Origin of the sequence: Paraburkholderia sp. USG1 (genome assembly GCF_031570135.1) — a bacterium.
Lineage (GTDB): Bacteria > Pseudomonadota > Gammaproteobacteria > Burkholderiales > Burkholderiaceae > Paraburkholderia > Paraburkholderia dioscoreae.
Genome location: NZ_JAMWXW010000020.1, coordinates 1 through 25,878 on the forward strand (window position 1 = coordinate 1; position 25,878 = coordinate 25,878).

Here is a 25,878-nt window from a genome sequence, read left to right on the forward strand (position 1 = left end):
ACACGTGGCTATGCTTGCTGGCGTGGCGCAATCAGTTCAGTCGTAGAAAGCAGGAAGCTGCCAAGGCGCAGCCTCACCAGTCGCTCGACAGACTGCCGGCTCACGCGTTTTTACACGGCCTCGGCCAGGAACGGCCCTACGCGATGTAAGCGCAAACGATGGTTGCCCGACCGTCAGCGGTCGTTCGCGTGGTATGGACGACGGACCAACGCGAGCAAGGGCAAGTGTTCATCTCTCGCTTGTTAGTCCATACGCGATGTGTCAAAGTCAAAACACGTCGAGACCTTATGCACTCGACTTATGTGAGTTACATCACAATACGGGTGACTTAGGCGACCTGTAAGTTTTATGCCGGGAATATCTATAGTGGCGAGTGCGAAAAAATGGATGCAATAGAAAAACAGTATTTCTCGAAACCAAAAAATCATATTTCTATACGCCACTATGTTACATCCTTGCTTGATTCTGGAAGAGTGATAGAGGCTTCCTTTTTTTGCGAAAAAATGTTACAGGAGGCGCCAACAAATAAATACGCAAACAAATTGGCATTTCTTCTTGCCATAAGAAGAATGGACCCGTTTGTGGAAAGATATGATAAGGCGTTGGCGAGTTCGGGCATGAAGAATAAAGAAAGATTCATTCTTCATTGTCGATATTATTTTGCGTTTTATGACAGGGAAAAATTAAAAGGCAGTGTTAATGCCGCCATGGACGAAGGTCTTTCGGATTCGGACTCGCTTGGCGTTGTGCTTGAGTGTGTGTTATGGTTAAATGACATTCGCATCGCGAGAAAATTTATCTCTCTTTATCTTAATAAGGGCGCTCAAGTTTCACCACAAGCCGAAGTGGAGCTTAAGAAGATTTTGCGAACGAGATTGGCCGAGATACTTTCATCTATGCCTGGGCACGCTCATGACTAATTTCTATGTATGTAAATTATTGAAGAAGCCTGGAATTGCAGTACCGGCCACAATTGTATATGGAAACGTGGAAATCCGGCCTGCACGCAAACAAGATACGGAGGAAATGTCCGTGTTGAAAAACTCGGTTGATTCCACGAAACTTGAGGCTGAAGTTGAAATTGAGATTGCCTGTCGAATCGCAGTTATTGTGCAGGCCGAGACGTCTGAAGATGCCGAAATTCTCGCGGATCAGTATTTTGTAGAAGTGGTCGACCTACTAACCGTCGAATATACGATGAGCCATCTTGCGGTGGCACACTGTGGATATGTAAAGAATCTTGATACCGGTGAGTATCAAGTGATTACGAAGCAGCGGTTCGCACCGACGATGCTATTCATCAGATCACAGTACTCGATGCCGCAAATCAATAACACCCAACTTCTTGCATATCGTAGCGGAGATTTGCTCGACAGATATAAACGTTCAATTCATTGGTCCAGAAATGCGAGGCAGGAGAAAAGCATACATCTAGGCCTCTTATATCGCTGGTTTGCGGTTGAGGCTCTGTTCAAAGAGAGTGAGAATGATGACGTTACCAGTCCGCTGATGCTTTTTCTTGGGTTTCCGGGTAATGCCTATTCGAAATATATCTCCCGAGATTTGTTAAAGCGACTCTCCGAAAATACATCATATTCGAAGTGGAAAAAGAAGATGAAGGGCGTTGTCGACAAAATTAGAGATTTCCGAAACGCATCTGTGCACTCTGGATTTCGAAGTATCGATTGTACGCCCGATGATTTGAGGCTATACGGTCGACTGATGACGGTTGGCCTTTCTCGGTGTCAAGGCGCAGTTCACACAGGAGTTTTGAACGGTTTAAAAACTGCCCCTGAATTCAAGGAGTACGCTGGTTTGATATTTGAAAATCGCTCCAATGTCGAAGGAGACATTATTGGCACTATTGTTCACATCCTTGACCACGACCATCTGAAGCATGTTCAACCCACACATGTCTAGGCCTTTTTCAACCATGTGAAACACAAGATTCGACTGGCCGCTGTAGGCTCTCAGCAGACTATTGTCTTCGCATCTCGAACGGCGGTTCTGGGTGACATGTGCCCGATGTCCCACACATGTTTAGGATGTCGGGTTCTCGCAATGCAACATGTATTGCGAGCGTCAACCGCTGAATCCGAATACCCGTTTAATCCCGGCATGGATGCAGCTTCCTGTGAGCATTGCCTGACTGGCCGAGGCGTCTTGCCCGCGTTATCTGTCGTCAGGCGGCGAATTCATGCTGCGTGCCGCTGCGCCGCTAACTTGCTGGGGCGCGGTGACCGGGGCTTCCCCTGATGGCCGGGCTGCCCCGAATTGCGCCATCCGGGGTGGGCCGCCGGGCGCCGTCCGTACAGCGCGGGCTTCCCGGCCTGCCGAACGGAAGACCAGTGCGGGATCCATCCGGTCGACGACAACATAGGGCGGATCGGGGCGCCAGTGCAGAAGCACGAGACCGCCCGGTGTGTCCGCGAGGATGGCGGGCACGCGCTTCGGATCGTCAAACTGCAGGAAAACTCTCTGGCCATCATCGAACACCTGGTAGGGTCGAACTTCGGCCGCACCGCCCAGACGCCAGTCGAAGTCATAGACGGGGCCTGCGACGGGTGGTGGTTCGGCACAGGCCGATTGAAGCAGACAGCCAGCGACCAGAATGGTTGCAGAGAGCAGGGTGGTGGCGCGTTTCATCGATTGCAGCTCCCGTCAGTAACGTTGGGTGGCAGCATCATGTCCCGCTGTGTGATGAACGTGATACCTTGACCGGGCTCCAGCGTCAGCGTCGGCTGGATATTCATGTTGCGCTGAAGGATCGTTTGAGTGGTCTGCGACAGCGATTGGGCGGCGGCGTCGGACAGATCGGTTGAGACTCCCCCGTTGATGTTGATCGTCGTTCCGCTCTGCTGACTCTGGTTATGGCCAACCCAGGCTGCCACGCCCGCGATCAGGAACGTCGAGCCGAAGATCCTGAAGAAGTGGTTATTGACGTCCGCACTCACGCCGGCCTCGCCGTCCGGATCACTGCCAATAAGTCCGTCAAGACGCATCGTTGCGTGGCGGAAGATCATCCTGGTTGCGGCCATGAGCATCAGGTCCTGGCCGATCGTAACGTCGTTATTGGTCCGACCAAGGATACGGGTGCCCTTCGGGATCAGCAGGCACGCGCCGTCAATGCTGTCGTAGATGTCGCGATCCACCATGGCCCGAAAGGTGCCGGGCATGTCGCTCTTCGCACCCTGCAGGATGACAGTTGGAATCGGCGTGCCGCCGACGACCATATAAGGCGAGCTGAGCGGTACAGGCACCAGTGGTTTTTCGTCGTCGTCCTGCTGGGCCTGCTGCTTCAGCCAGTCCCCGTTGCGCCGGTCGGTGGCGGTGGCGGCACCCACGGGTGAGAGCCCGGTTGCGGTGCCCTGCTGACCATTGCCGGTATTCGGGGGCACGGTCGACGACTGCCGGTTCGGAAGGCTCGCAAGGTTGCCGGCCAGTTGATCCAGCGAGAAACCACCGGAATCCTGTCCCGCAGTGCTGCCCGTGTCTTCATAGGCGACGAGCGACTGGCTCTGCATGGCCTCGATCTGCCGTTGCAGCGCAAGGCGATCTGCATCGTTACCGCTGGTCCGCTGGCCAGTGTCGCGGTAATTGTCCGGTAGCGGCCCGGTATCGTCGCCGGGAACGCCCGCCGGAATACCATCAAGCGGTGTTCCGCCGAGCGGTGCGCTCGCAGCCGACGCGGCAGTGCCCGCCCGTGCCATCGCCAGGTTGCGTTGATCCTGGAGGCGCTTGCGTATTGCATCCGGGGACGCCTGAGGTTGCCGGGCATCAGCTTCAAGTTGTTCGCGCTGGAGCCGCTCGGCTGAGGTTTCGTGCGGATGCGACAGCGCGTGAACGAGGACGATGGCAAGCAATGCTGAGCAGAGTGCGATCAGCAGAGTCTTTGCCAGGTTCCGCCGGATGCGGGTGAGTCGCTGTGGATCCGACGTAAGCGAACCACCAGGGTTGTCGGGGGCGGCCATGATTACGGGCCCCCGTAGACGTTCTTCATGCGGGCGGAATCGCAGCCGAAGATTCCGCAACCGTTGCCCCGGCCGTTGAAGACCTTGACCTCCTGCTTTCCCCGCTTGAGCAGCAGGCCATACTGAACAGTCTGCTGGACCTCATAGAAGTCGTTGCCAAGCGGGATGAAGCTTGCGATTTCTGCCTGGCTCTTTTCGTCCATCAGCAGGATCGCGGGCAACTCGGCCCGATGGGGGAACTGCAGGAACGTGAAGCGGCCATCATCGAAAACGATTAGCGGAGCGAATGGCGCCGTTCCCTCGACGCGGTAGTCAAAGTTCGTGTGGTCGAGACCGATGCGTGGTGCGGCGGTGCGCCGGGCGTTGGATGTGGCTGGCATTTCGTACGAGCCGGCATCGGGGGCTGTGCCGGTGGACGACGGAACGTTGCCTGGATACTCGACTCCGAACGGAGACGTCTGCGCCGCGGGCGACAGCGCGTCCGCGTCGAGGTAGTGCCACGAGACACGGTGATATACCTTGCTGTCGTCGGACGAGCGCAGGTCGAGCTCATAGCGGCGGCGGGACGTGATGATCGTCGCGGCGTTGTCGAGTCCGGGCAGGCGCGCCTCGATGAACACGTCGCGTTTCGTGAGCGCCGTATGCTGGAGCCAGCGTTTGCCGGTGTCGGACAGATAGACACCGGTGACTTCTTCGTCCTCGCCGAAAACCAGATGCGTTTCCTCGTTCGTGCGCACAAAAACCGGATAGAGGTAATCCGGATCGTAGTCGTAGACCACGAGCGAGGGGCTGTCGGGGGAAGGATACGGTCCGTTGAGCGGCCGGTGCGCGACCGCATGCCGTTCTTCCCTGGGAGCGACGATGGTGTGACGGTCTCCTGGTTGCCCGGACGGAGCGGAGGCGGGAACTGGAGCACTTGCAGGTAGCGGTGCTGGCGAGTCCGACGGGATGGTCGAGGTCTGCGCGAAGGCATTGGCCATGCTGGCGAGGACGACAGCCGTTGAGCAGGTGAGGGTGAGGATGACGTTCATTGCGTCGCTCCCGGATTGACGCCCAGGTAGGGCGTGAGGCTGAAATGGGTGATACGAAGTCCGATCGGGTTGTCCTTCTCCTCGCCAGGCTTCAGCGTTTCCGGCGCGAGCAGGAAGCTGGCCGTGAGCAGCATCTGCTTCGGGTGGGATGGTTTGCCGTTGACGCTTTCGATCAGCGTGAAGATCAGATACGCGAGCTGGCCGTCGGGCGAGAACGACGTGGAGTTCTCGACGAATTCGCGTGTGAGTCCGGGCGTCTGCACGACGCGCTGCGCCACGGGATCCGTCGTTGTGATGTACGTTTCGAGTTCTTGGGTGGCGGCACCCGAGGTCCAGCCGAACGCGGCCGGGATCTGGCGCGTGAGGGTATCCTGGCTGTCCGCCTCGATTGTGAACACGCGTGACGCCCATTTGACGAGGAAATAGCGCTTGTTCGCCGCGGTGACGGAATAGGCCTCGGCATAGCGGTCGGATACCCACACCGCGCCGGTGCGTTCATCATGCTCAACAAAATAGGGACGGGGACCGCTATGCGTGCTCTGGACGATCAGTGCGGCGCATTCTCCTGCCGCGATCAGCGCAAACGCGGCGGCCAGCTTGATCGCGAGCCGCTTTTCCCAGAGCGGCCTCTGGAATGCGGCAAACCACGCGGCGACCGCTTCGCCCGTATTGGGCGGAGCGGGCAGGTCAGCGGCGGACGCCGCGGCGGGCTGTGAAAGTGCGGGGGAGAGCTTCTTTCGCATCGCTCACGCCCCTGCGCAGGCCAAAGCCCGCGGTGCTACACTGGGATCCAGTTCACCTGCTGCAAGGGTGCCGTCATGGCAAAGCTCAAGATCATCCTGCTGTATTTCGTGCTGCCGATGCTGGTGTTTGCGGCGTTCGTCCTGTACCAGGTCGGCGCGCAGCATTTCGGTGTGGCGATGATGTTCGCCAGCGCGGTCGTGTTTCTCGCATGGGCCGCGCTTGGTCGAACTCCGCGAGATCGGGAGCGGTCTCGGGATGCAGACGAGCAGCATCTTCGGGATGCTGATGCATCTTGGAATGCTTACTACGCGAGTCATCAAAACGAGAGCGGGCATCACTGATCTCACTTCAATACGTTGGGTGTCAATTTGTCTCCGATGACGCCCTTTCCAAAACCGCGTAATCCGCCCCCGGCACCACCGGAGACAATCGATTTAGCGATATCCGGTACCTGCCACATCATGAAAGCCCCCACGCCGCAGACAAGCGCGAGCGCTAGCATCGCGAGGTAGTTCGTCGCGTAATACGCGTCACTGTTTGTGCCGTTTTGCGTCGCCGCTTGTTGGACGAGGCTCTGGATACCGGGCAGCACGCCGCTGTTGACGATGGCCATCATCAGCCAGGCGACCACCTTGAACAGGCCCGCTGAAACCGTGAACTTCAGCCAGCCATCAAACAGGAATTCGCCCGCTGGCAGCACGTACCAGGGAATCAGTACTGGCCCCAGGCAGAACGCGATATCGAGCAGGAAGGAGCCGAACTGCACGACTACTACGAAGATCAGCGTCATCAGCGTGATCGCGATGATTGCCAGAGCCTTCGCAAGGAATGCGAGCAGGATCAAGGGCAAATTTTTGACGAGCGTCCAGATCGAACTCAGTCCTGCAGAGTTCGCTCCCGTGTCGCTGGTCGATCCGCATTCCTGATGATTGGTATTAGGGATCACGACGCCTTCTGGCGTTACGTCAGGGACGTCCTGGCACACCTGCGCGGCCTGGGTGCGCACACCCTGCATGATGGTCGACGCAGCATTGATGAGCGTGCGGAGAAGGTCACCGGGATTGCCCTGTCCGCCCGATACACGGGTGGCCATCGTCTGCATGTTGTCGACGAAATAACTGTGGACGGTGCTGCTCCAGGTGGTGAGCATCACGAGGATGACCGCGCATCTGATCAGGTGGCGGAAGAGGTTCGCGAAGAACCCGGGGAAATCCCCCTCGAGCAGCCACAGGAACACGTGCCAGGTGGCCATGATCAGTCCGAGTGCGGCGAGCAGGTCGATACCATCGGGCAGGAACAGCGTCTGCAGGCCGGTTCCGGTCGTCTGCATGGTGGAGAACAGCGTGTTGAGGACCGAGATGACGTCGTTCATTATTCAGGTTCCGGGCATGCTCAACGCAATGTCCCGATGAGCCGCAATAGGGCGATGAGGACTGCGAGAGGCAGCGCAATCAGACCGGCCGCAAAGACGTGCGGGCTGTCGATGTGGACGATGAGCAGACCGGTCAGCAATGACAGGCGCACGTTGCGGGTGATCCGCCGGTCGAAGCGCCACTGCGGATCGCGTTCGTGCAGTGACTGCTGGCTGTACTGGTGGTAGGCCCGCACGCCTTCCAGGACGAGACGCAGTTCGGCCGGTGTCATGCAAAGGGTGTGGATCAGCCAGCGCAGCAACACGGTCGATCTCCTCGCTCATTGGTCCTGCAGCAGGCTGAAGTCAGGGGCACCCTGCGTCGTCTGCTGCTCCAGCTGGTTGACCTGTCCCATCGCCGCCGAGCGCGCAGTGGCAAGCTGTGCGGCATTCCCCTGCGCCTGCGCCTGGCTGGCCCGGTCCTGCATCTGCTGCGCGACCTGGCGCTGCATCAGCGCGTGCAGGTCGACCATTTCGCCAGCCAGAACATTCGACTGCTGGTTGAGCATCTGCAGGCCCTGCACCGTGCCGGTCACGTTGGGAATCTGGGACTGGATCTGCTGCAGGTTCTGGGCACGGGTGGCCAGCGTGTTCAGGCTCTGCATGTCCTGTGTCAACTGCTGCTGGTAGAGACCGCCGCGCGTCGAGGCGAGAGTCGTATAGGCAGACAGCCATTGCGACGGCGACATGCCGGTCGTATTCATTTCCGACAGGCTGCGTCCGAACAGCTGGTTCGTGGCGTTGGCCGCCGACTGGAGCTGCGTGATGGCGGTCGAGAGCGACTGGAAACTGGAAATCTGGGTGCGGTAGGGGGCGATCGTCTGGTTGATCAGCGAGGTCGGGACCTGCTTCAGGTTCTGCACCATCGTCACGTACTGCTGCAGGCGCGTGATCTGCGCCTGGACGTTCTGTTCGACCATCTGCGCCTGCTGCGCGACCGATGAAGCCAGTTCGACGTGGTTCGCTATCTGCGTGATTTCGGTGGCTCCGCCATCCAGTCCACCGCCGGCCTGGGCGGCATTGACATGCAGAAGCAACGCGGCGGCGAGGGCCGCGGCCGTGCGGTAAAGCGGACCATTACGCATGATCGACCTCCAGCCATGACTGCTTCGCGGAATCGCCGCGGACCTGTGCCGTTGCCTCATCGATATAGCGTTCTTTCCAGTCGGGAAAGCCAGAATGCAGATGCCGGTCGAACAGGATCTGGGCGCTCATTTCGGAGCGCAGGATCGCAATCGAGACAGGATCGAGGGGGACGGAAATGCGGCGCGACGCGCCGCCCTGTTCGGCGATGAAGTAGTCGCGCTTGGCGACGAGCTTCTGGATCGTGCGGATCTGTCCATCCGAGAGCCCGAAGTCCCGCTGGTAAGCGGCTCTCGCCGAAGGCGTGAAGTTCTCGACGGGTACGAACACGCGCACGAGTACGTTGTCGCGGATCTGCGGCCAGATGGCCGAGGCCGACACCTGTTCGGGCGACTGGGCATCCATCCACACACAGCCAAGCTTCTTGCGCATCGTGACGATCCAGTTGCCGATCTGGGCGGCGAACGCCTCGTCGTCCAGGAGGTTCCAGATTTCGGGGAGCATCACGAGCGTCGGTCCGATGACACCCTGAGCACGCCGCTGCTCCAGTGAATCCTGGATACGGTAGGTGACGTATGAAAGGAATGGTCGCGCGACGACGGGACTCCCCAGGATCCGGTCCGTTGCCATCGAGACCCAGTGCGAGTCGTCGAAGCTGTCGTCGACGTTGTCGAAGTAATGGGCGTGGACGGCGCTGCCGACCCAGAGAGCCAGTTCGTCCGCGAGTGGTCCGGCGGGCAGCGACGCGTGGACCGTACGTAGGCGCCACAGGCGGTGATCGGCACGGCTGCGCGTTGCGGCCAGCGATGTTTCAAGTTCGCGTCGGTCGGCCGCGGTAACGCGGTAAGTACCGCGTTGCTGGACAAGCAGGATGATCCATTCGGAGAGAAACTCCAGATGTCGAGGGTCGGCGAGCAGCACGAGCGGATTCATCTGCGCGCGCTCGTCGGTATGCACGGCGGTCGCCTGGGCGTCGAACTGCATGTAGCGGCCACCCTGAAGCATGGTCGGGATGCGCATCGACAGATCCTTGTCGAAGCCGTACAGCCAGGCATCCGGATACTTGCGGAAGAGCGTGGCGCACAGGAGCATGAATATCGTCTTGCCGAAGCCGGTCCGGCCGCATACGAGCATGTGGCCCACATCGCCAAGGAAGCCGGTGAACCAGTAGGGGGTGCCAAACTCGGTGGGAAACGCGGCGAGTGCCGGGCACAGCGCTCTGGTTTCCTTGCTCAGGTGCCGGTTGATCCGGTGACCGTCGAGGACACCACGCAGCGGCAGCACGCGCGCCAGTGCCCCGGTGTCGATGAACGCCCATCGCGCACATTCGCGCCACATGCCGGGAATGGTGGTCGCGAACGCGGACAGCGCATGGAGCGTTTCGCGAACGGGCGTGAAGTGGGCAGCGCGTAGCGCTTCCTCCACGGCTTTGTGGGTGGCGACTGCCTGCATCCATGCCGCTTCGGCCGCGCCTCCGTCATCGAAGGGGCTGGTGTCGAATACCGGCGAATACGACAGTACAGACAGGTTGTAGTACCCGTAGACCTCTTCGGCCATCTCGACGCGGCCGGCCCTGCGGTTGGCATCGTCGGCCGCCGCTGAACGCGCCTGGTTCTGGCGCGCACCGGACATGTCGCCGCCGCGCAGGGTGGCGGCGAGCAGCGAGCGTGTATCGAGACGGCGTCCCTCGTGATACCGGCGCACGCCGTCGATGAAGCGCATCGCCGCAGTCGGTGTCGCGAGCCGGAAGCAGTGGGAGACCGTCAGTTCACCGGGCACCTTCAGCAGACCGTCGAGACTGGTCGGCAGTACGCTGTCAGGCCAGAAGTCGCGGCGGGCCGGAATGCCGGCCGCGATGCCGAAACGTTGCCGCCCGCCGGCGTAGAAGTGCAGATAGTCGTGACCGGGGCGGACTTCGGCGTCACACATCGCGAGGTCGAGCGCCGGGATGTCGGGCACCGCGACCGCCGGCAGGTCGTCACCGGGCGGCGAACAGCACGCGTGCATGAAGGCGCCCAGCTCGGGACCGGACAGGCGATGACAGTCCAGACGCGGATTGCTGGCCGTGAAGCCGAACAGGAGGTTTTCGAAGGTCTCGACGACGGCCCGGAGTTCCGAGGCAGTATAGGCAAAGAGGTACTGGTCGGAAAACGTACCGTGCACGGCCTGCACCAGCGACTTGACGATGGAAAGGTCATCGTGCGTCATCCCATGCGTCACCTTGCCGGCGAAGCGGTCGATTCCGACCTCCGGTGCCAGCGTGAACGTGACGAAATGCCGGTTCGTGTAGTTTGCTGCCTGCTCGAACGTGGCCCTACGGGCATCGTCGATCCGCTGCGAGACGGGATCCGGCATCGGCACGCTGAGGTACTGGGCACTGCGCCGGCGGTGAACCGTCCACCACATGGTGATGGGGCGGCGCGCCATGTCGCGCAGCGACGTGACCAGGTTGTCCATCAGCTCGAGGACGTGGCTGTTCGAGAGCGCATCGGCGTCCGGTCCCGAGAAGCCATAGGTGGCCATGACCGCCGAATCCTTGTTGACCACGAGCGTGTCGCTGAAACGGAAGAGCCACGGCACGAGTTCGGCCGACGCCCGGCGGTCACCGTCGGTGCGCTGTTCGATGCGCGCGAGTGGTTCGGCGTCGAACGGCGAGCGTGCGAAGGCGGGCGTCAGCATGGCATTCCCCGCGCAAAGCCTTTCGGACGGGCGTTGACCTTCTGGCGCAGCAACTGGCGAGGCTCGTAGTAGTCGCCCTGACGGCTGTACTTCGTGTAGCAGCGGATCTGGTCCGGATCGCGCCGCACCGCGAGCCACAGTACGGGGTGGGTGACCAGCACTGCGAGCAGTACCCACCACGTGCGCATGCCGGCGGCAAAGGTGATGACAATGGCGCCCTGTGCGATGCACCACTTGCGGTCGATGCCGAGCAACAGGAACTGTTCGAGCATCGTCTTGTGGATGCGGGCAGCGAGCGGATCGTCGGGCTCGCCGGCTGGTGCGCGGGAATCGGGTGGCGGCTTTTCCATCATGTATTGCGCTCAGACGGTACCGGAGCAGGCAGCGCCGTGGTTGAAGACCTGCGCCCACAGCAGCGGCATGTTCAGGATCGAGAGCGTGCCGAGCACGCCACGCAGGACGTGGGTCTTGATGTTGCTGCGACCGTCATCGAGCAGCCACAGGACGATGGAGCCCACGAGCGCGGACAGCGAGACGACTTCGAGTAGCTCGTTGTCGAGCACGTCCTGATAGACGGTGCACAGGCCACCATTCCAGATGCCTGCGTGCGCGATTGCCGGGATTGACCCGAGCCACAGGGCAACCAGGACGGCGCGCAAGGGGCGTTCGTGCTGGATCAGCAGACTTCGCCACGCCAAGCGAACTTCGCTGCAGTAGCGGCAGGCACGCGAGGCCGCGCGGCGGGTCGCGCCTGCAACCCGGGAGGTACGTGTCGTGTCAGGCATGGACGGAATCCTCGACGGCGCCGAAGCGCGAGAACAGGCAACGCGTCTGGTACCGATCGTTCTGGACGCCGAGTACCTCGCGGATCTCGACGGGCCCACGTACCGCGCCCTGACGCTCGGCGTGCACGAAGAAGCGGAACGTTGAGGCGATCTTCTGGCGCAGATCCGTGATGGTCATCAGGCGCCCCTCGTCGCTCATGCGGATGAGCGATTCGAGGCGTGTGGGCGCGGTGTCCGCGGAGTCGGCGTGAAAGGACACGATGGAGCCGGGGTGGCCCGTATTGAGCGCTTCCATCAGGTCGAAGGCTTCGGCACCGCGGACTTCGCCGACGATGATCCGGTCAGGGCGGATGCGCAGGGAAAAGCGAACCAGGTCGCGGATCGTGATGCCCAGGTTGGTCTCGAACGCCACCTGGTTGGGCGCATGAACCTGCAGTTCGGCCGTGTCCTCGATGGTGACGATCCGGTCGGCCTGTGGCATCGCGTCGATCATCGCGTTCAGCAGTGTGGTCTTGCCCGAGGAGGTGCCACCGGAAAACGCGACGTTGATCCGTTCGCGCATGACCCACTGGAAGAATTCAAGCAGTGCCATGCCGCCATCTGCGAGCCGCCCGAGCAGCGCGGCGTTGCGACGGCGCGCAACGGGAGTTTGTCCCGCCGGAAGGACGTTGAAGGCACCCGTGCGTTCGTACTCGGCGAGTCCGATGCGGCGGCGTGCATGCTTGCGGATCGACAGCATGTCACCGTGAACGGCAACCGGATGACGGGCGGCCGCGATGCGCAGACCGGGTAGCCGCGCGTCAAGCAATGGTGTCTGCTCCTTTGCATTGACATTGGCCAGAATCGTGATGGCTCGGTCGAGCGCGTCCGGGTCGAGGTCGCAGCCCGCGACGTAGGAGATGACGCCATGGCGCTCGACAAAGATCGTGTCGGCGCGGTTGACCATGATCTCCTGCACGTCTGCGTCAGCGAGCATGCCCTGTAGCGGGCCGAGGTAGTCATTGAGTACCTCGATCGCGTATTCGTAGGTGAGCCGGCTCATCGTCCATTCCCCCAAGCGACTGGCTGGAACAGCTTCGCCACGAAGCCGGGCGCGGGAGATGCGCGGTACGCCGCATCCGGCTGAGCGGATACCGGTGCCGCGAAGATCTGCCGGTAGACGCGGCGCGCATACGCAACGCGCCGCGTCTGAGTCGCGGCGTTGTAGGCCCCAATAGCGTCCCACGTCAGCCCGAGACGATGGATGTTCTGCGACAGGATCCATGCGCCGACGTACGCGTTGGTGCAACTGTCGTACAGTCCGGCGCGAGAAATGCCAAAGCGCGACAGCGTGCTGAGCCAGCGGCTATTGATCTGCATGAGCCCGATATCGCTGGTGCCGTCCGCGTTGACGTGGACAGCGTCCGGGTGCTGCCCGGATTCGACGGTTGCGATTGCGCGCACAAGCCGCGCGTTCAGGTGATGAAACCGTGCGGCGTCGTCAATGCAGTCCGCCCGGACGGCGCAGGCCGACGCACAGAGGACGACACCAGCCAGAACGATCCGCACACGCTTCACCTTGACCTCATCAGTTAACTATCGAGACAGTTGCCGGAAAAAGAGCCTGCCGGGGGCGGGGTGCACCCCGGCAGGCCAACAGCGCGCGTCGGCCCAGGGGAGCGGACCGACGGCTTCACTGTAGGCAGCGACGGCGTGCCGGTGGGCCGGATGCCTGCTCGGGCGTGCGACTCCTTAAGCAGGTTTTTCTCGGGTTGCATGTCGATGGTCCCGGCGTGGGGCGGACCGTCCAGCGAGATACAAAGGCGGTTGACGAAGGCCGCGAAGGCAAGGGGAACAAAGGGCAATTCAAAGGGAAGGGCCTTATCCAAAGGCCGCGGGTGAAGCTTGGGATGAGACGCTTCACCCGCTCAAAGGCGCAAAGGGTGAAGGGCGAAAAAGGGCATTGCCGCAAGGGAAAAAAAGGCTGCAGCGCATGCTGCAGAAGGCCAGGAACAGATCGCTCTGCCGACCCTGGGCGTGGGTGTGCTCGTGTGCGGCATGACTGCATCCGGTGACCCGCTTCCATGCAGGCATTTCGGGCCGACGTCGGCCCGGCTGCGTACTGTGGGGCCATGACGTATCGAGTAGCAGTCCTCTTTGAACCCCAGTTTCACCGTACCCACTCAAAACCACATGGCATTCAGTACCGCCCTGGCCTGGCTGCGGCTGTCCGTGCCAGCATCAGCGAGGCCGCATCAGGCGGCGTCGCCGCCCGCGTCGTCTTCCGCGCCGGTCGTGTTGCGACCAGCGCCGTCTGCGCAGCACCTGCCGGTCCTCGGATACGTCGAGCTGCTGGACCGGAGCGGCATGCAGGGCGCAGCCCACCGGATCGGCAGCAGCGTGGGCCTGTCAACAGACAATGAACGTCGCGACGTCGAGCCGCTCATCGAGCGACTCACCGAATTCGTTCAGCTTCTGCCCGCATCGGAGTCGCATCATCATGCCCAGCCGGGAGGATTGCTGATCCATCTGTTCGAGGTGGCCCGATATGCATTGCGCTTTCGCGAGGGATATCGTCTGCCGCTCGGCGCCAGTCCCGAGGACCAGATGCGGCACGGCGCGCGTTGCAGTTATGCGGTGCTGATCGCCGCACTGCTGCATGACATCGGCAAGCCCCTGGCTGACCTGAAGGTGCAGCTCGTCAGCGGTACGGACACGCGCCGGTGGGTACCGCTGGCAGGCAGCATGAACGAGCAGGGCGGTCAGTGGTACCAGGTCGACTTTCCCGACCCGGCCCAGCGGGACTACGGCGCGCACGCGCGCCTGCCCATCGTGCTGCTCCAGCGTCTTGTTCCATCGGCTACGCTCGGCTGGCTGGCGCAGTATCCGCCTGTGCTTGACGAACTGGCAGCGTACCTGTCGGGCGACGGCGCAACGACGGACGGCGCACTCGCGAAGATTGTCGGCGAGGCGGACCGGCGCTCGGTTGCGCAGAACCTGCTTGCCGGGCCGCGCACACGGTTTGCGACCGCCCGTACGGTTCCGCTGATCGAGCGGCTGATGGAAGGGCTGCGTCGGCTGCTGGCGGAGGGCGAACTACCGCTCAACCGGGCGGGTGCTACCGGCTACTGCGATGGCGAATCGCTGTGGTGTGTCGCAAAGACGCTCGCCGAAGCTGTGCGGTCGTATCTGGCCCGGCACGAACAGCAGCAGCCAGGCGCGGCCGGTATCCCGTCCGACAACAACCGGCTGTTCGATACCTGGCAGGAGTACGGGGCGCTTGTTCCGACGCCGGAGGGTGGGGCGATCTGGACCGTCGAGATCACGGTCGGCACCTGGAAGCAGAACTTTACCGTCCTGCGCTTTCCGCTCGAGCGGCTGTATGCAGACCCGGGGCGATATCCCCGCGCGCTGGCGGTCGGCGCGGTGCGTGTGCTCGAGGCGGGCAAGGATAAGGAAGCAGGTTCGGGTGAGGGGGATTCGTCCGGTGCCGCTGCAGATGTCCAGTCTGCTCCGCGGGAAACGGAGGGTCCAGGGCCAGCGGTAGTGGCGGACGCTTCACCGCCATCGGCGGAGGCGCACACGGAGGAATTGGGCGCGGTTGTGCCGATGTTGCTGGTGATTCCCGATCGCCATGGGGCGGCAGGCGATGGACCTGCGCTGGCTCTTGGCACGGACGTGTCCGGACCGGCTTCGCACGATGATGCTGCAGATTTCCTGCCTGACGCAGAGAGCGCGTCCGCATTGCAGGCCGAAGCATCTCATGAACGCGAGGTGCCGAAAGCAGACGGGCCGGTTCCGGACGAGGTCACGTCGCCCGTGCGCCCGAAACAGAAAGCGAAGGTGCCCGCGAAGTCCGTTGCTTCGCGTGAAGGCGGCCGGCAGCCCCGCCCGAACGCGGAGCGCTTCCTGGCCTGGGTGCAGGAAGGCGTCGCCACCGGCGCGCTGCCGTACAACGAATCGATGGCGCGCGTGCACTTCGTGCCGGAAGGCATGCTGCTCGTCACGCCTGCCGTTTTCCGTGATTTCGCGCAGGCACATCCCGAAGCGATCGAGCAGACACCCACGGATGACGGGAGAACGCCGGAACCGTGGAAACAGGTTCAGCGCGATTTCCAGAAGTCTGGCTATCCCGTGGCGGCCGATTCGGGCGGAGCCGGCCGGTCATATCTTATCCACTACAACATCAAGGGAGCGGGCGGCCGGCAACTGTCGGTGATGCTCGTACCGGAGCCAGAGCGATTCTTCAATCCCGTCCCGCCGCCGAACGCGATGATCCAGTCGAAGCAGAAGCCGGCTCAGGACCGGGACGGCCCGGCGCAGTCATAAGCGTCGACCGGGAGCGAAATGGAGATGGCCTATCCCGTCGAAAACCGCTTCCGCAGGCCGGTCGAACTGCTGTCGTCCGTTGCCGCGCTCGCGGCGACGGGCGTGCTCTGGTCCGATCCCGCGTTATTCCTCGTCACGCCGGCAACAGGCGGAGTAACGACGCTTGCGCTGCTCGCAGTCGCCTTCGTGCGAGGGCGGCAGGCATGGCAACTGATCCGTTTCCAGCGCAACCTGCGGCGCCTGCCCCAGTATGTGATTCCGGCTGCGGCCATTCCCTGCTCGGACAGGGAGGTATTTCTCGGCCGGGGTTTCCGGTGGAGCGGCATTCACACGCAGCGCCTGTATCAGGCCCGGCTGCCCGAAAACAGGCGGTTGCTTGCCCGCAACGATCTGTATGACCACGCGCGGGACTACGAGCGGCTACGTCCCGACGGGCGCCTTGCACGTATCACGCGCCGGCAGGCATGGTGGAACCCGGTCGCGCCGCTGCCACCGGTCGGCGGCGATCCAGCACTGCACGGCGTCGAGCCGGAGGAGCGCGACATCTGGTTCGACCTCGCTGAGCGCGTCGGCCATATGGCCGTGCTCGGGACGACCCGCGTGGGCAAGACCCGGCTGTGCGAGGTGCTGGTTGCCCAGGATATCCGTCGCGGTGACATCGTCATCGTGTTCGACCCGAAGGGCGACGTCGACCTGCTGCTGCGCATGTATGCGGAGGCGAAGCGTTGCGGCCGGGAGAGCGAGTTCACGTTCTTCCATCTCGGCTATCCCGACAAGTCCGCGCGGTACAGCCCGATCGGCACGTATTCGAGGATCACCGAAGTGGCGACACGCATCGCCGGCAACCTGCCGAAGGAAGGCCAGTCGGCCGCATTCCGGGATTTCGTCTGGCGCTTCGTGAACGTGATGGCCCGCGCGATGAGTGCGCTCGGCATCCGTCCGACCTACGAGATGATCTACCAGAACGCGGTGAACATCGACGGACTGGCGTTGCGGTATTTCCGCTTCTGGCTCGATCGTGATCATCCAGGCTGGGAAGACGGGCTGGAACCGCTGGAGAAGGAGGAAGCCAAACAGGCGATGCGGCTGCAGCGCAATCAGGAGGTGCTGCAGGTTGCGAACCTGATCCGTCAGCAGGGCTGGACTGATCCGATCGCGAACGGCCTGCTGTCGGTGATCAGTAACGAGCGTTCGTACTTCGACAAGCTGATCTCTTCGCTGTACCCGCTCCTGGAAAAGCTCACCACAGGGCGCACGTCGGAGTTGCTGTCTCCCGATTACGGCGATCCGGACGACCTGCGCCCGGTGTTTGACTGGAACCGGGTGATGGACCGGGGTGGGATCGTGTACGTCGGGCTCGATGCGTTGTCTGACTTCGAGGTCGCGGGCGTGGTCGGCAACGCGATGTTTGCGGACCTGACGTCGACTGCGGGACGCATCTACAAGTATGGGCATGGTTACGGCCAGAGCGCCACCGGCGGAAAGCGCCGCGTGTCGATCCATGCGGACGAATTCAACGAACTGGTGGGTGACGAGTTCGTGCCGATGGTGAACAAGGCGGGTGGGGCGGGCTACCAGGTGACGGCCTATACGCAAACGAGCGCCGATGTGGAAGCGAAGATCGGTTCGCGCGCCAAGGCCGAGCAGATCTTCGGCAACTTCAACACGCTCGTGATGCTGCGTGTGAAGTACGTCACGACCGCGAAAATCCTGACCGACCAGTTACCGATGGTCGACGTGAAGACACTGACGCTGGCGTCGTCGGCGACAGACGCCGTGCGCCGCGGGGAGGGGGTGCATTTCACCGCGCAGACTCACGATCAGATCTCTGTGCGGCCGGTTCCGATGCTACAGCCGTCGGACCTGACGCAGCTACCCAAGGGCCAGGCGTTTGCGCTGATTGAAGGAGGCCAGCTTGTGAAAGTGCGGTTGCCGCTGCTGGACGCACACGATCCGGTCATGCTACCGGGGCTTGATGATGTGGCGGCGGACATGCGCTTGCGCTATGCGTCGTACGTCCAGGCCGTATCGGCCTTTGACGATACGGGAGGGGTGGCGCCGGACGCTATTGGCGGAGCGGTCGGTAGCTTCATGCCGGCTGGTGCGAGCGGTCCGGCGTCAACCGCCGCACCGTGGGCCGTCGAAGGCAAGGGCGCGGGATTCTGACCACGAAGGTGAGCAATGACGGCAAGAGCGCGGGATGGAAATGCCGATGGCGTGAAATCTTTCTTCTGGATCGTTGATCTCGCGATCCACGTCGCCCTCTGGCTACTGCTGGCCAGCCTGCTCTCGGTGCTGGCAGATCTGGCCGCCGCGCATTTTCTGTGGCGTGACGATCCGTCAGACGGAATCCGGTCGCTTGTGCGGTACTACATGGAGCAGACGAGCGATCCCGAACTGGCCGAGCGGGCAGCGGACTTCGCCTACTGGAGCTGGTTCGGCTGGACGGGTGTCGATGCGTCGGCACGCGCATGGGAGGCGGGGGTCCTGCCGCATCAAGGGGTGGGTTCGCTTCTGCGCCCCGCGTTTACCGGCACGACCCGGGAGGCGCTGGTGGTGGCGATGATCGGCATCAAGCTTTTCGGAGTTCGTGTCGCGATGCTCGCGATGACGATTCCCCAGTTCGTGCTGGCGGTCGCCATGGCGCTCGTTGATGGACTCGTATCGCGGCATGTGAGGCGCGAGGAGGGCGGCCACGAATCGGCTACCCGCTATCACCACGCGAAGCACCTGTTGATGTTCGGCGTCATTCCGCTCACTGCGATGATCTGGCTGGTGGCGCCTGTGCCGCTGCCCGTGTATCTGCTTTTCTGGCCGGTGTCGTTGATGATCATGATCGCGATCTGGAACATGGCCAAGTACTTCAAGAAGTACACATAGGCTGCGATTCGTTACCCTATACTCCGGCCATTGAAGAGGAGGACAGGCAGGTCATGCAGCGACGTGTGGTGGTTCGACGTTCGCCCGTGCACGGGCGTGGTGTGTTCGCGTTACGGGCACTCGAAGCCGGCGAACGGCTATTGGAGTACAAGGGTGAGGTCATTGCCTGGAGGGCCGCCATCAGGCAACACCGGAAGAGCGGCGCCTCCGGTCACACCTATTTCTTCGGTCTGTCGGACGGACGCGTCATCGATGGTGGCTAGGGAGGTAACAGCGCGCGCTGGCTCAATCACTCGTGCGAAGCGAATTGCGAGGCAATCGAGATCGACGATCGCGTGTTCATTCGTGCGTCGGCCGCGATAGTACCCGGCGATGAATTGTTCCTGGACTATCAACTGATCACCGACGAACCAGCCGACGACGAGATCAGGCTGGACTATGTGTGTCGGTGCGGCGCTTCCACATGCAGGGGTACGATGCTGGCAGCAGGGTGAATCCTGATGTGGGCAAGCGAACTCAGTGCCCCTGGGAGAAGGACCGCGACGCGTGCTCTCTCGCCGCCGAGCGGTTGGCAAGCCAAGCCTCAAGCTCGGATTCGCGCCATCCGGTCGCGCGTTCGCCGATGCGGATAGGGCGGGGGAATTCTCCGCGGCTGATCATCGAATAGATGGTCGCCCGACAGAGACCGATTTTTTTGACGACGTCCTTCATGCGCATGACCTGGTCCATTTCGCACGGCTCCGGATTGCATTTGTCATAGCTGATTATCCGCAAAGCCTTCTCCTGCGCAACGGCTTCGCCTGGACACCAGCGTGATGTGGCAGGCGTCGCAGGGAGATTGCGTTGACGTTTCCAATGCACCGAGACACGTCGGCGTTACATCTGGTTACTGATTTGTTGCTGCACGCCTTCGATTGGAAAGCTAGGAGCAGACGAATCGGTGGGGCGGGCAGAAAACGGCCTCTTGCAGCGGATGGCGCGAGGTGGGCTCTTCCTCGTTACACGGCGAGCAAAGGTCGACGAGGGGCACGCTAAATGTCGTGATTGTGGTACGCGAATAGGAAAGCGGTGCGCGACACAGGCACCTTCGCCAGAATCTGAAAGGACGGGATGTGCTGCGTTGAGCGACAGGGAAGCTGGCTGCCCCAACCTGCTCAGCGCCTGCATGCCACGAACCGGGGCAGGTCCACGGTGAAAACCGTGGCGCGCTCATCAGATTTGACTTCGATCTTTCCGTCATGGGCGTTCGCAATGCAACGGCAGATATACAGATCAAGTCCCATGCCAGTCGCAGCACGCCTGCGTCCCGCCGCAGGGGCGGCGCGGGTCAACGGATCGGAGAGTTTAGGCAGGGCGTCAGCCGGTATGGGCTGACCGCCGCTCGAGACGGCGATTCTGACGCGTTCACCATCGCCACGGGCTTCCACGCAGACAGGGCCACAGCCGTGCTGGACAGCATTCGCCACCAGATTGACGATAGAACATAGGATGTCAAAGTTACCTTTCCGGTAGATAATCAAGAAATATTTGCCTTATACTGGGCGCAAAACATCAGTCAAAAGACGTGCCCACGCTATGAACCTGAACATGGTGCTCGAACAGTTGCGCGATCCCTACCAGAAGCAAGCCCGGATTTTTCCTGGACTGCTGACGGTGTTGCCGCTTCTCGTTCCCTTGCTCTGGATCTTCGGGCCCAAAAGTCCAGTCCTGACTGCTTTGGTCGGCCTCGTAGGTGGCTGCGGGGCAATCTATGCGCTTGCCAGTGTCGCTCGCGGGCGCGGCAAACGACTCGAGGAGAAACTCGTTAAAGGTTGGGGCGGTATGCCAACGACGCTGATTTTGCGTCATGGCGACCGCTTCCTGGACAGCGTCAGCAAGAAGCGCTACCACGATGTGATCAGAACCAAGCTCGGTATTACGGTCCCGACGCCTGAAGAGGAAGCGCGCGACCTCGTTGCTGCCGACGACGTCTATAAAGGCGCGACGCGTTTGCTGCGTGAGTTGACTCGCGGAAAGGCCAATGCCCTATTGCTCAAAGAGAATATTGCCTACGGTTTTCACCGCAACATGTTTGCCATGCGACCGGTCGGTGTGTTCACTTGTGTCCTGGGAATCCTGCTCGGACTTGTACTGAGCAAAGCGCTCCAGTTTCATCCTCTTGCTTTTGATGTATTGAATCTTGTAGCACCTGGCCCAAGCGGCGGCATAACGCTGGTGGTCTCCATTGCATTGCTCTTTTTCTGGGCCCATTTCAACGAGGATCAAGTGAAGCGGATTGGGTACGTCTACGCCGAGCGCCTTTTTGAATCGTTGAATTCGCTGCCGGAAAAGAGCCGGTCCGTTTCCGGCGCCCGGGCGAAGAAGCGAGCCGATTCCGTGGTAGATGAAAAACCCGATGCGCCGAAAGCGAGAAGAACCCGATCCGCAAGTTCCGTAGGGAATGGCTCCAACGGGGAATCAGATAAATGAAGTGCGAAATTGAATTTCTACCCGTGGGTGATGCAAGCCGAGCGGGCGATTGCATTGTCGTCCGTTACGGGGAAGAAGACAGCTACGAGCTGATGGTCATCGACGGTGGAACAGTCGATAGCGGCAAGAATCTGGTCAAGCATCTTCGCACGCACTATGGCAAGGATGTGACCGTCTCGCATGCGGTTTTGACCCATGCGGACGCAGATCATGCTTCGGGCATGCGCGAGCTATTTGCTGAAATCAGAGTCGAGAAGCTTTGGATGCACATCCCGTGGCGACTCGCTCCGGAGGCAAGGCACCTCTTCGCAAGCAAGAGCTGGACGGAGGAAGGGCTAACGAAGGCCATCAAGGATGAATACGACATCCTAAGCGAGATACTCCGCATGGCGTGGGCTGCGGGTACCAAAGTCCATTACCCGTTCCAAGGCAGTCGAATCGGCCCGTTTACAGTGCTATCACCAAGCAGGCAGCACTATCTCCATTTGCTACCGCAGTTTGACAAGACTCCGGATCCCGACAAGGAAGCAATTGAGACAGCGGGATTTTGGCTGACTCAAGCGACGAACGATGCTCTGGGTAAAGCCCTCGAGGCCGCTGCCAGTGACACGCAAAGCTGGATTGAGGAAACCTGGCACGAGGAACACCTCCGGGATGGCGCGTGCACGTCGGCCAGCAATGAGAGCAGTGTCGTCCTCTATGCCAACATTGCTGACGGCAGGAGATTCCTGCTGACTGGCGACGCGGGCGTGTGTGCGTTGTCTTGGGCAGTCGAGTATGCCAAAGCGAACAGCTTTCCGCTACGAAGCTTCAGTTTCGTGCAGGTTCCTCACCATGGCAGTCGGAGCAATGTAGGGCCAGCCATCCTGAACGAACTGATCGGCCCTGTGCAACCGGAAGGGACGCGGACGTTTGCCGCTTTCGCGTCGGCTCCAGTAGACGACAGCTCACACCCGAGAAAGATGGTGCTCAATGCCTTCATTCGACGCGGTGGCGGAGTCCACGCAACGCAGGGAAGCAAGCGGGTCCATCGGGGGGGATTTGCGTGGAGAAAGGGATATGGGGCAACCGAAGCGATCGGATTGAGTCCGCTTGTCGAGGAGTACGACTGACCGTTTGCCGGCTCTCTGATTGAGCGGTAACCACTCGAAATGACTCATGCGGAGAGAACGTGGCAGGTCTTCCGGTTCATGACGGATTACTCCAGGTCTTTGACGTCGAGCATGGAGCATGTGCGCTTTTAACGGTTCCGGCTCCGGGCGATGGATGCCGGCGCATGCTCATCGATTGCGGGCACAATTCGACGACGGGCTGGAACGCTGGCTCCCACCTGCGCAATCTGGGGGTCTCATACCTTGAGCAATTCGTCATCACCAACTATGACGAGGATCACGCCTCTGGGCATCCGTACCTCGCTCAGAATGGTATCGACGTCGCCTGGATGCTAAGAAACCCGACGGTGAGTGCTCAGGTTGTCAAAACCCTGAAAACGGATGATGGGATGGGGAAGGGCATCGATTCGCTCGTGAATGCCCTTGGTCACTTTACGCTGACGCCATCGCAGGTAGTTCCGCCGGACTTTCCCAATGTGTTCGTCGAGTGGTTCTGGAATCCATACCCGTACTTCACGGATGAAAATAATCTGAGTCTCGTTCTCCATCTCAAGATTCACGGATTTTCATTTCTATTTCCGGGAGACCTGGAGTGCGCTGGATTCAGGCACATGCTGAACACCAACCAGCGATTTCGCGAAGTCGTGGGCGGCACACACATCCTGGTCGCGTCGCATCACGGACGGCAGAACGGCATTTGTCCTGAAATGTTCGACGTATGGGGGTGCCGCCCGAGACTCGTCGTGATCTCCGATGACTACAAGCAGTACGACACACAGGAGACTGTACAGTACTACGCAAGCAAGTGCAGCGGGATATCGGATTTCAGGCGTCCAGGCAATGTTCGGCGCGTTCTGACGACTCGCTACGATGGTGAGCTTATCTTTACCTTTGCGAGCGGCAACTGCTACGTTTCCTGATTGGACCACGAATGCGGTGGTAACTGGGAGCGGAACTTAGGCCGTAAGCCGCGCAAGAAGCAGGAGGTCGAAGCATGAATCGGTGCGTGCGGGGCGTCCGCGCTGCCTGCATCGGCAAGGGAACATGCTTCGGCGTCGCTGCGCGGCATTGATCCTTGACACAAACAAAAAAGTCCCCTGAATGATCATGGCAAAAAGTGTAACCGACCGGAATCTCGCAGCTGGCGAGAGCGTTCGCGTCTGCAGCTACAACGTGCGGCATGGAGACTGTACGTTAGTCGAATACGTCCGCGATGAGGCCGTTCAGTTTCGATTGCTCGTTGATGCGGGGGAGGGTTTGCCTCATGCACTGGTCGCCCATCTTGCGGAAAATCCACGCAATGACGGGCGTCCGGATATCGACGTGGTGATGTTGAGCCATGTGGACAACGACCACCAAGGTGGCTTGCCGCAACTTCTTGAGGGAAAAATTACGATCGGCGAGTATCTCGGACCCTGTCTTCCGGCCTTTCGTCGTCTTGCGTGGCTCTTCGCTGACCGGGTGCGCAATGCGGTCGAGCGGGCACAGCAATGGGAGGACGCCCTGCTAGCCGCGAAGGTGCCCGTTTCATATCCGTTCGAAGGCTATTCCTCAAGGTTTGTCAACGGTCGCGTGGTCCTTTCCATTCTATCGCCGGCCTCACGACTCATCGAAGCCTTGGCGCTGTCCGACGGCGAAGAACTGGGCAACCTTTTGATGCGAGCGCCATTACCGAGCGAATGGCTACTGGAAGCCGACCTGAGCGATGCCAGCGACGACGGCGACGACTTTGCATTCCTGCGCAGTATCTTTCGCACCGGATCGTCGGCTTCGCCCGACGATTTTGCTACCGGACTCCCCCGTCCAAGCCTGCTGGATGCAGATGCTGTCCGCAGCGCGAATACGCATGAAAGCGCGCAGCGCCTCGACCCCGAGTTTTTCGGGAATCACGTTCTCAATGACACCTCACTCGTCGCTGTTCTGGACGTTCATCTTGGAGGCGCGCATCGAAAGAGAATTGTTCTAGCGGGTGACCAGGAAAACTGGTCCTACATTGCTGCGAAGCATCCTGTTGGCCTCGGGATAGACGTATTGAAAGCACCGCATCATGGAGGCAAGCTGTTCATTGAGGGACGTTCTGATGCCCAAAACGACGTATATGCGTGGCTGAGGCCCCGTAGCGTCATGGTAAGTGCCAGCGGCCGACACGGTCTTCCGGAACTCAACTTCCGGAACGTGGTTCGATCGGTCGGAGCATCGCTCGTTTGTCCAAACGTACGTCGTGTGGAAACATTAGCTGGCGCGCTGCCTGTAGCTAGTGACAGCGATTCATGTTTTTCCGTCTTCCAGTGCGAGTCCTCTGTTGAGAAGCGGCCGGTCACAGTTCTGACATTGACGAGTAGTAATAGCACGGCGGACGCTTATGCCTGCGTTCAGGGGTTAGGCGATCAGGCTTTCACTCCTATCGTCGTTCTTAACCAGAACGTTACTTCGCCCAGTGAATCGTTCGTCCGATGGACGCAGGGTGAGCTGGAAAAGCACAGCAACTGGATTGCGAAGCAGCTCAAGCAAAATCATAAGGACTTTCTTTCGAGGCTAACAAGCTCGACTAATCCGCAGCTCGCCAAACTGGACCATCGGCTTGAACGCTGGACAGACCTCGCGATTCTGGCACGCAAGGATGGTCGGCATGCCCTTGTAGCGGATCCGGGGCCGGTATTGCGATTCGGTCGCCGCCACAGGAAGTTCTTTGTGGCGCAATCGGAGTGGCGCAATGGCCGCACATCCGATATCTACCGGATGCCTTCGAAAGCCGATATCGACGACACGATACGATGGGTAAGAGGAATCCCAAAGATTTATGTCCATTCGAATCCTGCCGCTGAGTCGGTGTACGCGCGTGACGCAATAGCGGTGCTGAATTCGTGTGACTGGGATATGTTGGCGGCGTTCATTGCCCTGCGTACCGGGTTGCCGATGGACGTCATTCTCGAAGAGATCGTTCCGCTTCTTGTTCCGGTCTTCGCTGACGAGTTCACAGCTCGGCTGTGTTCCACATATTACAGACACTCAAGGTGGACCAAAGGCGCGGCGACGATATGTTTGCGCAGGGACAGCGAGGAGGAGGGGCAGTTGAATGTCGACGAGTGGCCTGACGACATAATATGCGAACGATACGCGGAATGGACTGAATCCCATTTCGAAAAGGTGCTCAAAATGGCTGAGCGCGATGCCCTCATGCTCAACCTCGCGTACAGGCATAAGGGTCAATGGACCACATACTCGCACATGCAAGGTTTTCTTGAAAAAAATCGGTACTCTGGGAAAAGTGAGTTTCCCGAGGCGTTCGTGGAGGCGTTAAGCCTGACGCCCTGGATCCCTGTCTGGTAGGACCGTCCACGTTGCCGGACGGTCTCACCACGTTAGGCTCCGCAATCCGCTCTTTTCATGCTGCCAGGAGAGCTG

The 25,878-nt window shown here is 60.6% G+C and carries 24 protein-coding genes and 1 pseudogene; 11 read left to right on the top strand and 14 right to left on the bottom strand.

Features of this window, described 5'->3' with window-relative positions; genetic code table 11:
• Positions 1-383: 383 nt before the first annotated feature.
• Positions 384-920 carry a hypothetical protein gene (locus NE850_RS24690; RefSeq protein WP_310699489.1) on the top strand — a complete coding sequence of 179 codons (537 nt, stop codon included), beginning with the start codon at positions 384-386 and terminating at the stop codon, positions 918-920.
• Positions 913-1,920 carry a hypothetical protein gene (locus tag NE850_RS24695; protein ID WP_310699490.1) on the top strand — a complete coding sequence of 336 codons (1,008 nt, stop codon included), beginning with the start codon at positions 913-915 and terminating at the stop codon, positions 1,918-1,920. Before NE850_RS24690 ends, NE850_RS24695 begins: the two co-directional genes overlap by 8 nt.
• A 252-nt stretch (positions 1,921-2,172) precedes the next feature.
• On the opposite strand, the gene NE850_RS24700 is transcribed toward NE850_RS24695, so the two are convergent.
• The 4 genes from NE850_RS24700 to NE850_RS24715 are packed head-to-tail and all read right to left on the bottom strand — an operon-like array spanning position 2,173 to position 5,745.
• A complete protein-coding gene (locus tag NE850_RS24700; RefSeq protein WP_310699491.1) occupies positions 2,173-2,646 on the bottom strand; it encodes a TrbG/VirB9 family P-type conjugative transfer protein in 474 nt (157 codons plus the stop codon).
• Positions 2,643-3,971 (bottom strand): TrbI/VirB10 family protein, encoded by a 1,329-nt coding sequence (locus NE850_RS24705; RefSeq protein WP_310699492.1) that lies wholly within the window; start codon positions 3,969-3,971, stop codon positions 2,643-2,645. Before NE850_RS24705 ends, NE850_RS24700 begins: the two co-directional genes overlap by 4 nt.
• 2 nt (positions 3,972-3,973) lie before the next feature.
• Positions 3,974-5,002, bottom strand: coding sequence for a TrbG/VirB9 family P-type conjugative transfer protein (locus tag NE850_RS24710; RefSeq protein WP_310699493.1), 1,029 nt, complete (start codon positions 5,000-5,002; stop codon positions 3,974-3,976).
• The gene (locus NE850_RS24715; protein WP_310699494.1) at positions 4,999-5,745 is read right to left on the bottom strand and encodes a VirB8/TrbF family protein; all 747 of its coding nucleotides are present in this window, start codon (positions 5,743-5,745) and stop codon (positions 4,999-5,001) included. The genes NE850_RS24710 and NE850_RS24715 overlap by 4 nt, the downstream gene beginning before the upstream one ends.
• 75 nt (positions 5,746-5,820) lie before the next feature.
• Between NE850_RS24715 and NE850_RS24720 the strand changes: the two genes are divergently transcribed.
• A complete protein-coding gene (locus NE850_RS24720; RefSeq protein WP_310699496.1) occupies positions 5,821-6,087 on the top strand; it encodes a hypothetical protein in 267 nt (88 codons plus the stop codon).
• Between the two features lie 2 nt (positions 6,088-6,089).
• Here NE850_RS24720 and NE850_RS24725 read toward each other — a convergent pair whose 3' ends face one another.
• The 8 genes from NE850_RS24725 to NE850_RS24760 are packed head-to-tail and all read right to left on the bottom strand — an operon-like array spanning position 6,090 to position 13,261.
• Positions 6,090-7,118 carry a type IV secretion system protein gene (locus NE850_RS24725; RefSeq protein ID WP_310699497.1) on the bottom strand — a complete coding sequence of 343 codons (1,029 nt, stop codon included), beginning with the start codon at positions 7,116-7,118 and terminating at the stop codon, positions 6,090-6,092.
• A gap of 20 nt (positions 7,119-7,138) precedes the next feature.
• On the bottom strand, positions 7,139-7,423 hold the full coding sequence (locus NE850_RS24730) for a hypothetical protein (protein WP_310699498.1): 285 nt from the start codon (positions 7,421-7,423) through the stop codon (positions 7,139-7,141).
• A gap of 15 nt (positions 7,424-7,438) precedes the next feature.
• Positions 7,439-8,242: a conjugal transfer protein TrbJ gene (locus NE850_RS24735; protein WP_310699499.1), complete on the bottom strand. Its 804-nt coding sequence runs from the start codon at positions 8,240-8,242 to the stop codon at positions 7,439-7,441.
• Positions 8,235-10,919 carry a conjugal transfer protein TraC gene (locus NE850_RS24740; RefSeq protein WP_310699500.1) on the bottom strand — a complete coding sequence of 895 codons (2,685 nt, stop codon included), beginning with the start codon at positions 10,917-10,919 and terminating at the stop codon, positions 8,235-8,237. Before NE850_RS24740 ends, NE850_RS24735 begins: the two co-directional genes overlap by 8 nt.
• Entirely contained in the window at positions 10,913-11,272 is a 360-nt protein-coding gene (locus NE850_RS24745; protein WP_310699501.1) for a VirB3 family type IV secretion system protein, read from the bottom strand. Before NE850_RS24745 ends, NE850_RS24740 begins: the two co-directional genes overlap by 7 nt.
• 9 nt (positions 11,273-11,281) lie before the next feature.
• The gene (locus NE850_RS24750; RefSeq protein WP_310699502.1) at positions 11,282-11,704 is read right to left on the bottom strand and encodes a hypothetical protein; all 423 of its coding nucleotides are present in this window, start codon (positions 11,702-11,704) and stop codon (positions 11,282-11,284) included.
• Entirely contained in the window at positions 11,697-12,746 is a 1,050-nt protein-coding gene (locus NE850_RS24755) for a CpaF family protein (protein WP_034194652.1), read from the bottom strand. The genes NE850_RS24750 and NE850_RS24755 overlap by 8 nt, the downstream gene beginning before the upstream one ends.
• Positions 12,743-13,261: a lytic transglycosylase domain-containing protein gene (locus NE850_RS24760; protein ID WP_310699504.1), complete on the bottom strand. Its 519-nt coding sequence runs from the start codon at positions 13,259-13,261 to the stop codon at positions 12,743-12,745. The genes NE850_RS24755 and NE850_RS24760 overlap by 4 nt, the downstream gene beginning before the upstream one ends.
• 615 nt (positions 13,262-13,876) lie before the next feature.
• Here NE850_RS24760 and mobH point away from each other — a divergent pair.
• The 4 genes and pseudogenes from mobH to NE850_RS24780 all read left to right on the top strand — a co-directional run bounded on the left by mobH (position 13,877) and on the right by NE850_RS24780 (position 19,386).
• Complete coding sequence (gene mobH / locus NE850_RS24765; protein WP_310699505.1) at positions 13,877-16,012, top strand: MobH family relaxase; 2,136 nt, start codon at positions 13,877-13,879, stop codon at positions 16,010-16,012.
• A 24-nt stretch (positions 16,013-16,036) separates the two neighbouring features.
• Positions 16,037-18,178 (top strand): type IV conjugative transfer system coupling protein TraD, encoded by a 2,142-nt coding sequence (traD, locus tag NE850_RS24770; RefSeq protein WP_310699506.1) that lies wholly within the window; start codon positions 16,037-16,039, stop codon positions 18,176-18,178.
• A 15-nt stretch (positions 18,179-18,193) separates the two neighbouring features.
• Positions 18,194-18,892 (top strand): DUF4400 domain-containing protein, encoded by a 699-nt coding sequence (locus NE850_RS24775; protein WP_405044901.1) that lies wholly within the window; start codon positions 18,194-18,196, stop codon positions 18,890-18,892.
• Positions 18,893-18,945: 53 nt separating this feature from the next.
• Positions 18,946-19,386, top strand: a pseudogene (locus tag NE850_RS24780) (SET domain-containing protein).
• 22 nt (positions 19,387-19,408) lie between these two features.
• Here NE850_RS24780 and NE850_RS24785 read toward each other — a convergent pair.
• Entirely contained in the window at positions 19,409-19,621 is a 213-nt protein-coding gene (locus NE850_RS24785; protein ID WP_310699508.1) for an AlpA family transcriptional regulator, read from the bottom strand.
• Between the two features lie 425 nt (positions 19,622-20,046).
• A complete protein-coding gene (locus tag NE850_RS24790; protein WP_310699509.1) occupies positions 20,047-20,412 on the bottom strand; it encodes an ATP-binding protein in 366 nt (121 codons plus the stop codon).
• A 55-nt stretch (positions 20,413-20,467) separates the two neighbouring features.
• Between NE850_RS24790 and NE850_RS24795 the strand changes: the two genes are divergently transcribed.
• The 4 genes from NE850_RS24795 to NE850_RS24810 all read left to right on the top strand — a co-directional run bounded on the left by NE850_RS24795 (position 20,468) and on the right by NE850_RS24810 (position 25,803).
• The gene (locus NE850_RS24795) at positions 20,468-21,361 is read left to right on the top strand and encodes a hypothetical protein (RefSeq protein ID WP_310699510.1); all 894 of its coding nucleotides are present in this window, start codon (positions 20,468-20,470) and stop codon (positions 21,359-21,361) included.
• A complete protein-coding gene (locus NE850_RS24800) occupies positions 21,358-22,473 on the top strand; it encodes an MBL fold metallo-hydrolase (RefSeq protein ID WP_310699511.1) in 1,116 nt (371 codons plus the stop codon). Before NE850_RS24795 ends, NE850_RS24800 begins: the two co-directional genes overlap by 4 nt.
• A gap of 59 nt (positions 22,474-22,532) precedes the next feature.
• Positions 22,533-23,393 carry a hypothetical protein gene (locus NE850_RS24805; protein WP_310699512.1) on the top strand — a complete coding sequence of 287 codons (861 nt, stop codon included), beginning with the start codon at positions 22,533-22,535 and terminating at the stop codon, positions 23,391-23,393.
• 187 nt (positions 23,394-23,580) lie between these two features.
• A complete protein-coding gene (locus NE850_RS24810; RefSeq protein WP_310699513.1) occupies positions 23,581-25,803 on the top strand; it encodes an MBL fold metallo-hydrolase in 2,223 nt (740 codons plus the stop codon).
• Positions 25,804-25,878: the final 75 nt, after the last annotated feature.

What these genes read in the sequence shown, in the direction of transcription:
- NE850_RS24785 (WP_310699508.1), bottom strand. Translation starts at nt 19,621, where the DNA reads ATGGACCAGGTCATGCGCATGAAGGACGTCGTCAAAAAAATCGGTCTC.
- NE850_RS24810 (WP_310699513.1), top strand. Translation starts at nt 23,581, where the DNA reads ATGGCAAAAAGTGTAACCGACCGGAATCTCGCAGCTGGCGAGAGCGTT.
- NE850_RS24725 (WP_310699497.1), bottom strand. Translation starts at nt 7,118, where the DNA reads ATGAACGACGTCATCTCGGTCCTCAACACGCTGTTCTCCACCATGCAG.
- NE850_RS24755 (WP_034194652.1), bottom strand. Translation starts at nt 12,746, where the DNA reads ATGAGCCGGCTCACCTACGAATACGCGATCGAGGTACTCAATGACTAC.
- NE850_RS24700 (WP_310699491.1), bottom strand. Translation starts at nt 2,646, where the DNA reads ATGAAACGCGCCACCACCCTGCTCTCTGCAACCATTCTGGTCGCTGGC.
- NE850_RS24800 (WP_310699511.1), top strand. Translation starts at nt 21,358, where the DNA reads ATGAAGTGCGAAATTGAATTTCTACCCGTGGGTGATGCAAGCCGAGCG.
- NE850_RS24735 (WP_310699499.1), bottom strand. Translation starts at nt 8,242, where the DNA reads ATGCGTAATGGTCCGCTTTACCGCACGGCCGCGGCCCTCGCCGCCGCG.
- NE850_RS24775 (WP_405044901.1), top strand. Translation starts at nt 18,194, where the DNA reads ATGACGGCAAGAGCGCGGGATGGAAATGCCGATGGCGTGAAATCTTTC.
- traD (WP_310699506.1), top strand. Translation starts at nt 16,037, where the DNA reads ATGGCCTATCCCGTCGAAAACCGCTTCCGCAGGCCGGTCGAACTGCTG.
- NE850_RS24690 (WP_310699489.1), top strand. Translation starts at nt 384, where the DNA reads ATGGATGCAATAGAAAAACAGTATTTCTCGAAACCAAAAAATCATATT.
- NE850_RS24745 (WP_310699501.1), bottom strand. Translation starts at nt 11,272, where the DNA reads ATGATGGAAAAGCCGCCACCCGATTCCCGCGCACCAGCCGGCGAGCCC.
- NE850_RS24715 (WP_310699494.1), bottom strand. Translation starts at nt 5,745, where the DNA reads ATGCGAAAGAAGCTCTCCCCCGCACTTTCACAGCCCGCCGCGGCGTCC.
- NE850_RS24710 (WP_310699493.1), bottom strand. Translation starts at nt 5,002, where the DNA reads ATGAACGTCATCCTCACCCTCACCTGCTCAACGGCTGTCGTCCTCGCC.
- NE850_RS24720 (WP_310699496.1), top strand. Translation starts at nt 5,821, where the DNA reads ATGGCAAAGCTCAAGATCATCCTGCTGTATTTCGTGCTGCCGATGCTG.
- NE850_RS24740 (WP_310699500.1), bottom strand. Translation starts at nt 10,919, where the DNA reads ATGCTGACGCCCGCCTTCGCACGCTCGCCGTTCGACGCCGAACCACTC.
- NE850_RS24695 (WP_310699490.1), top strand. Translation starts at nt 913, where the DNA reads ATGACTAATTTCTATGTATGTAAATTATTGAAGAAGCCTGGAATTGCA.
- NE850_RS24795 (WP_310699510.1), top strand. Translation starts at nt 20,468, where the DNA reads ATGAACCTGAACATGGTGCTCGAACAGTTGCGCGATCCCTACCAGAAG.
- NE850_RS24705 (WP_310699492.1), bottom strand. Translation starts at nt 3,971, where the DNA reads ATGGCCGCCCCCGACAACCCTGGTGGTTCGCTTACGTCGGATCCACAG.
- NE850_RS24750 (WP_310699502.1), bottom strand. Translation starts at nt 11,704, where the DNA reads ATGCCTGACACGACACGTACCTCCCGGGTTGCAGGCGCGACCCGCCGC.
- mobH (WP_310699505.1), top strand. Translation starts at nt 13,877, where the DNA reads ATGGCATTCAGTACCGCCCTGGCCTGGCTGCGGCTGTCCGTGCCAGCA.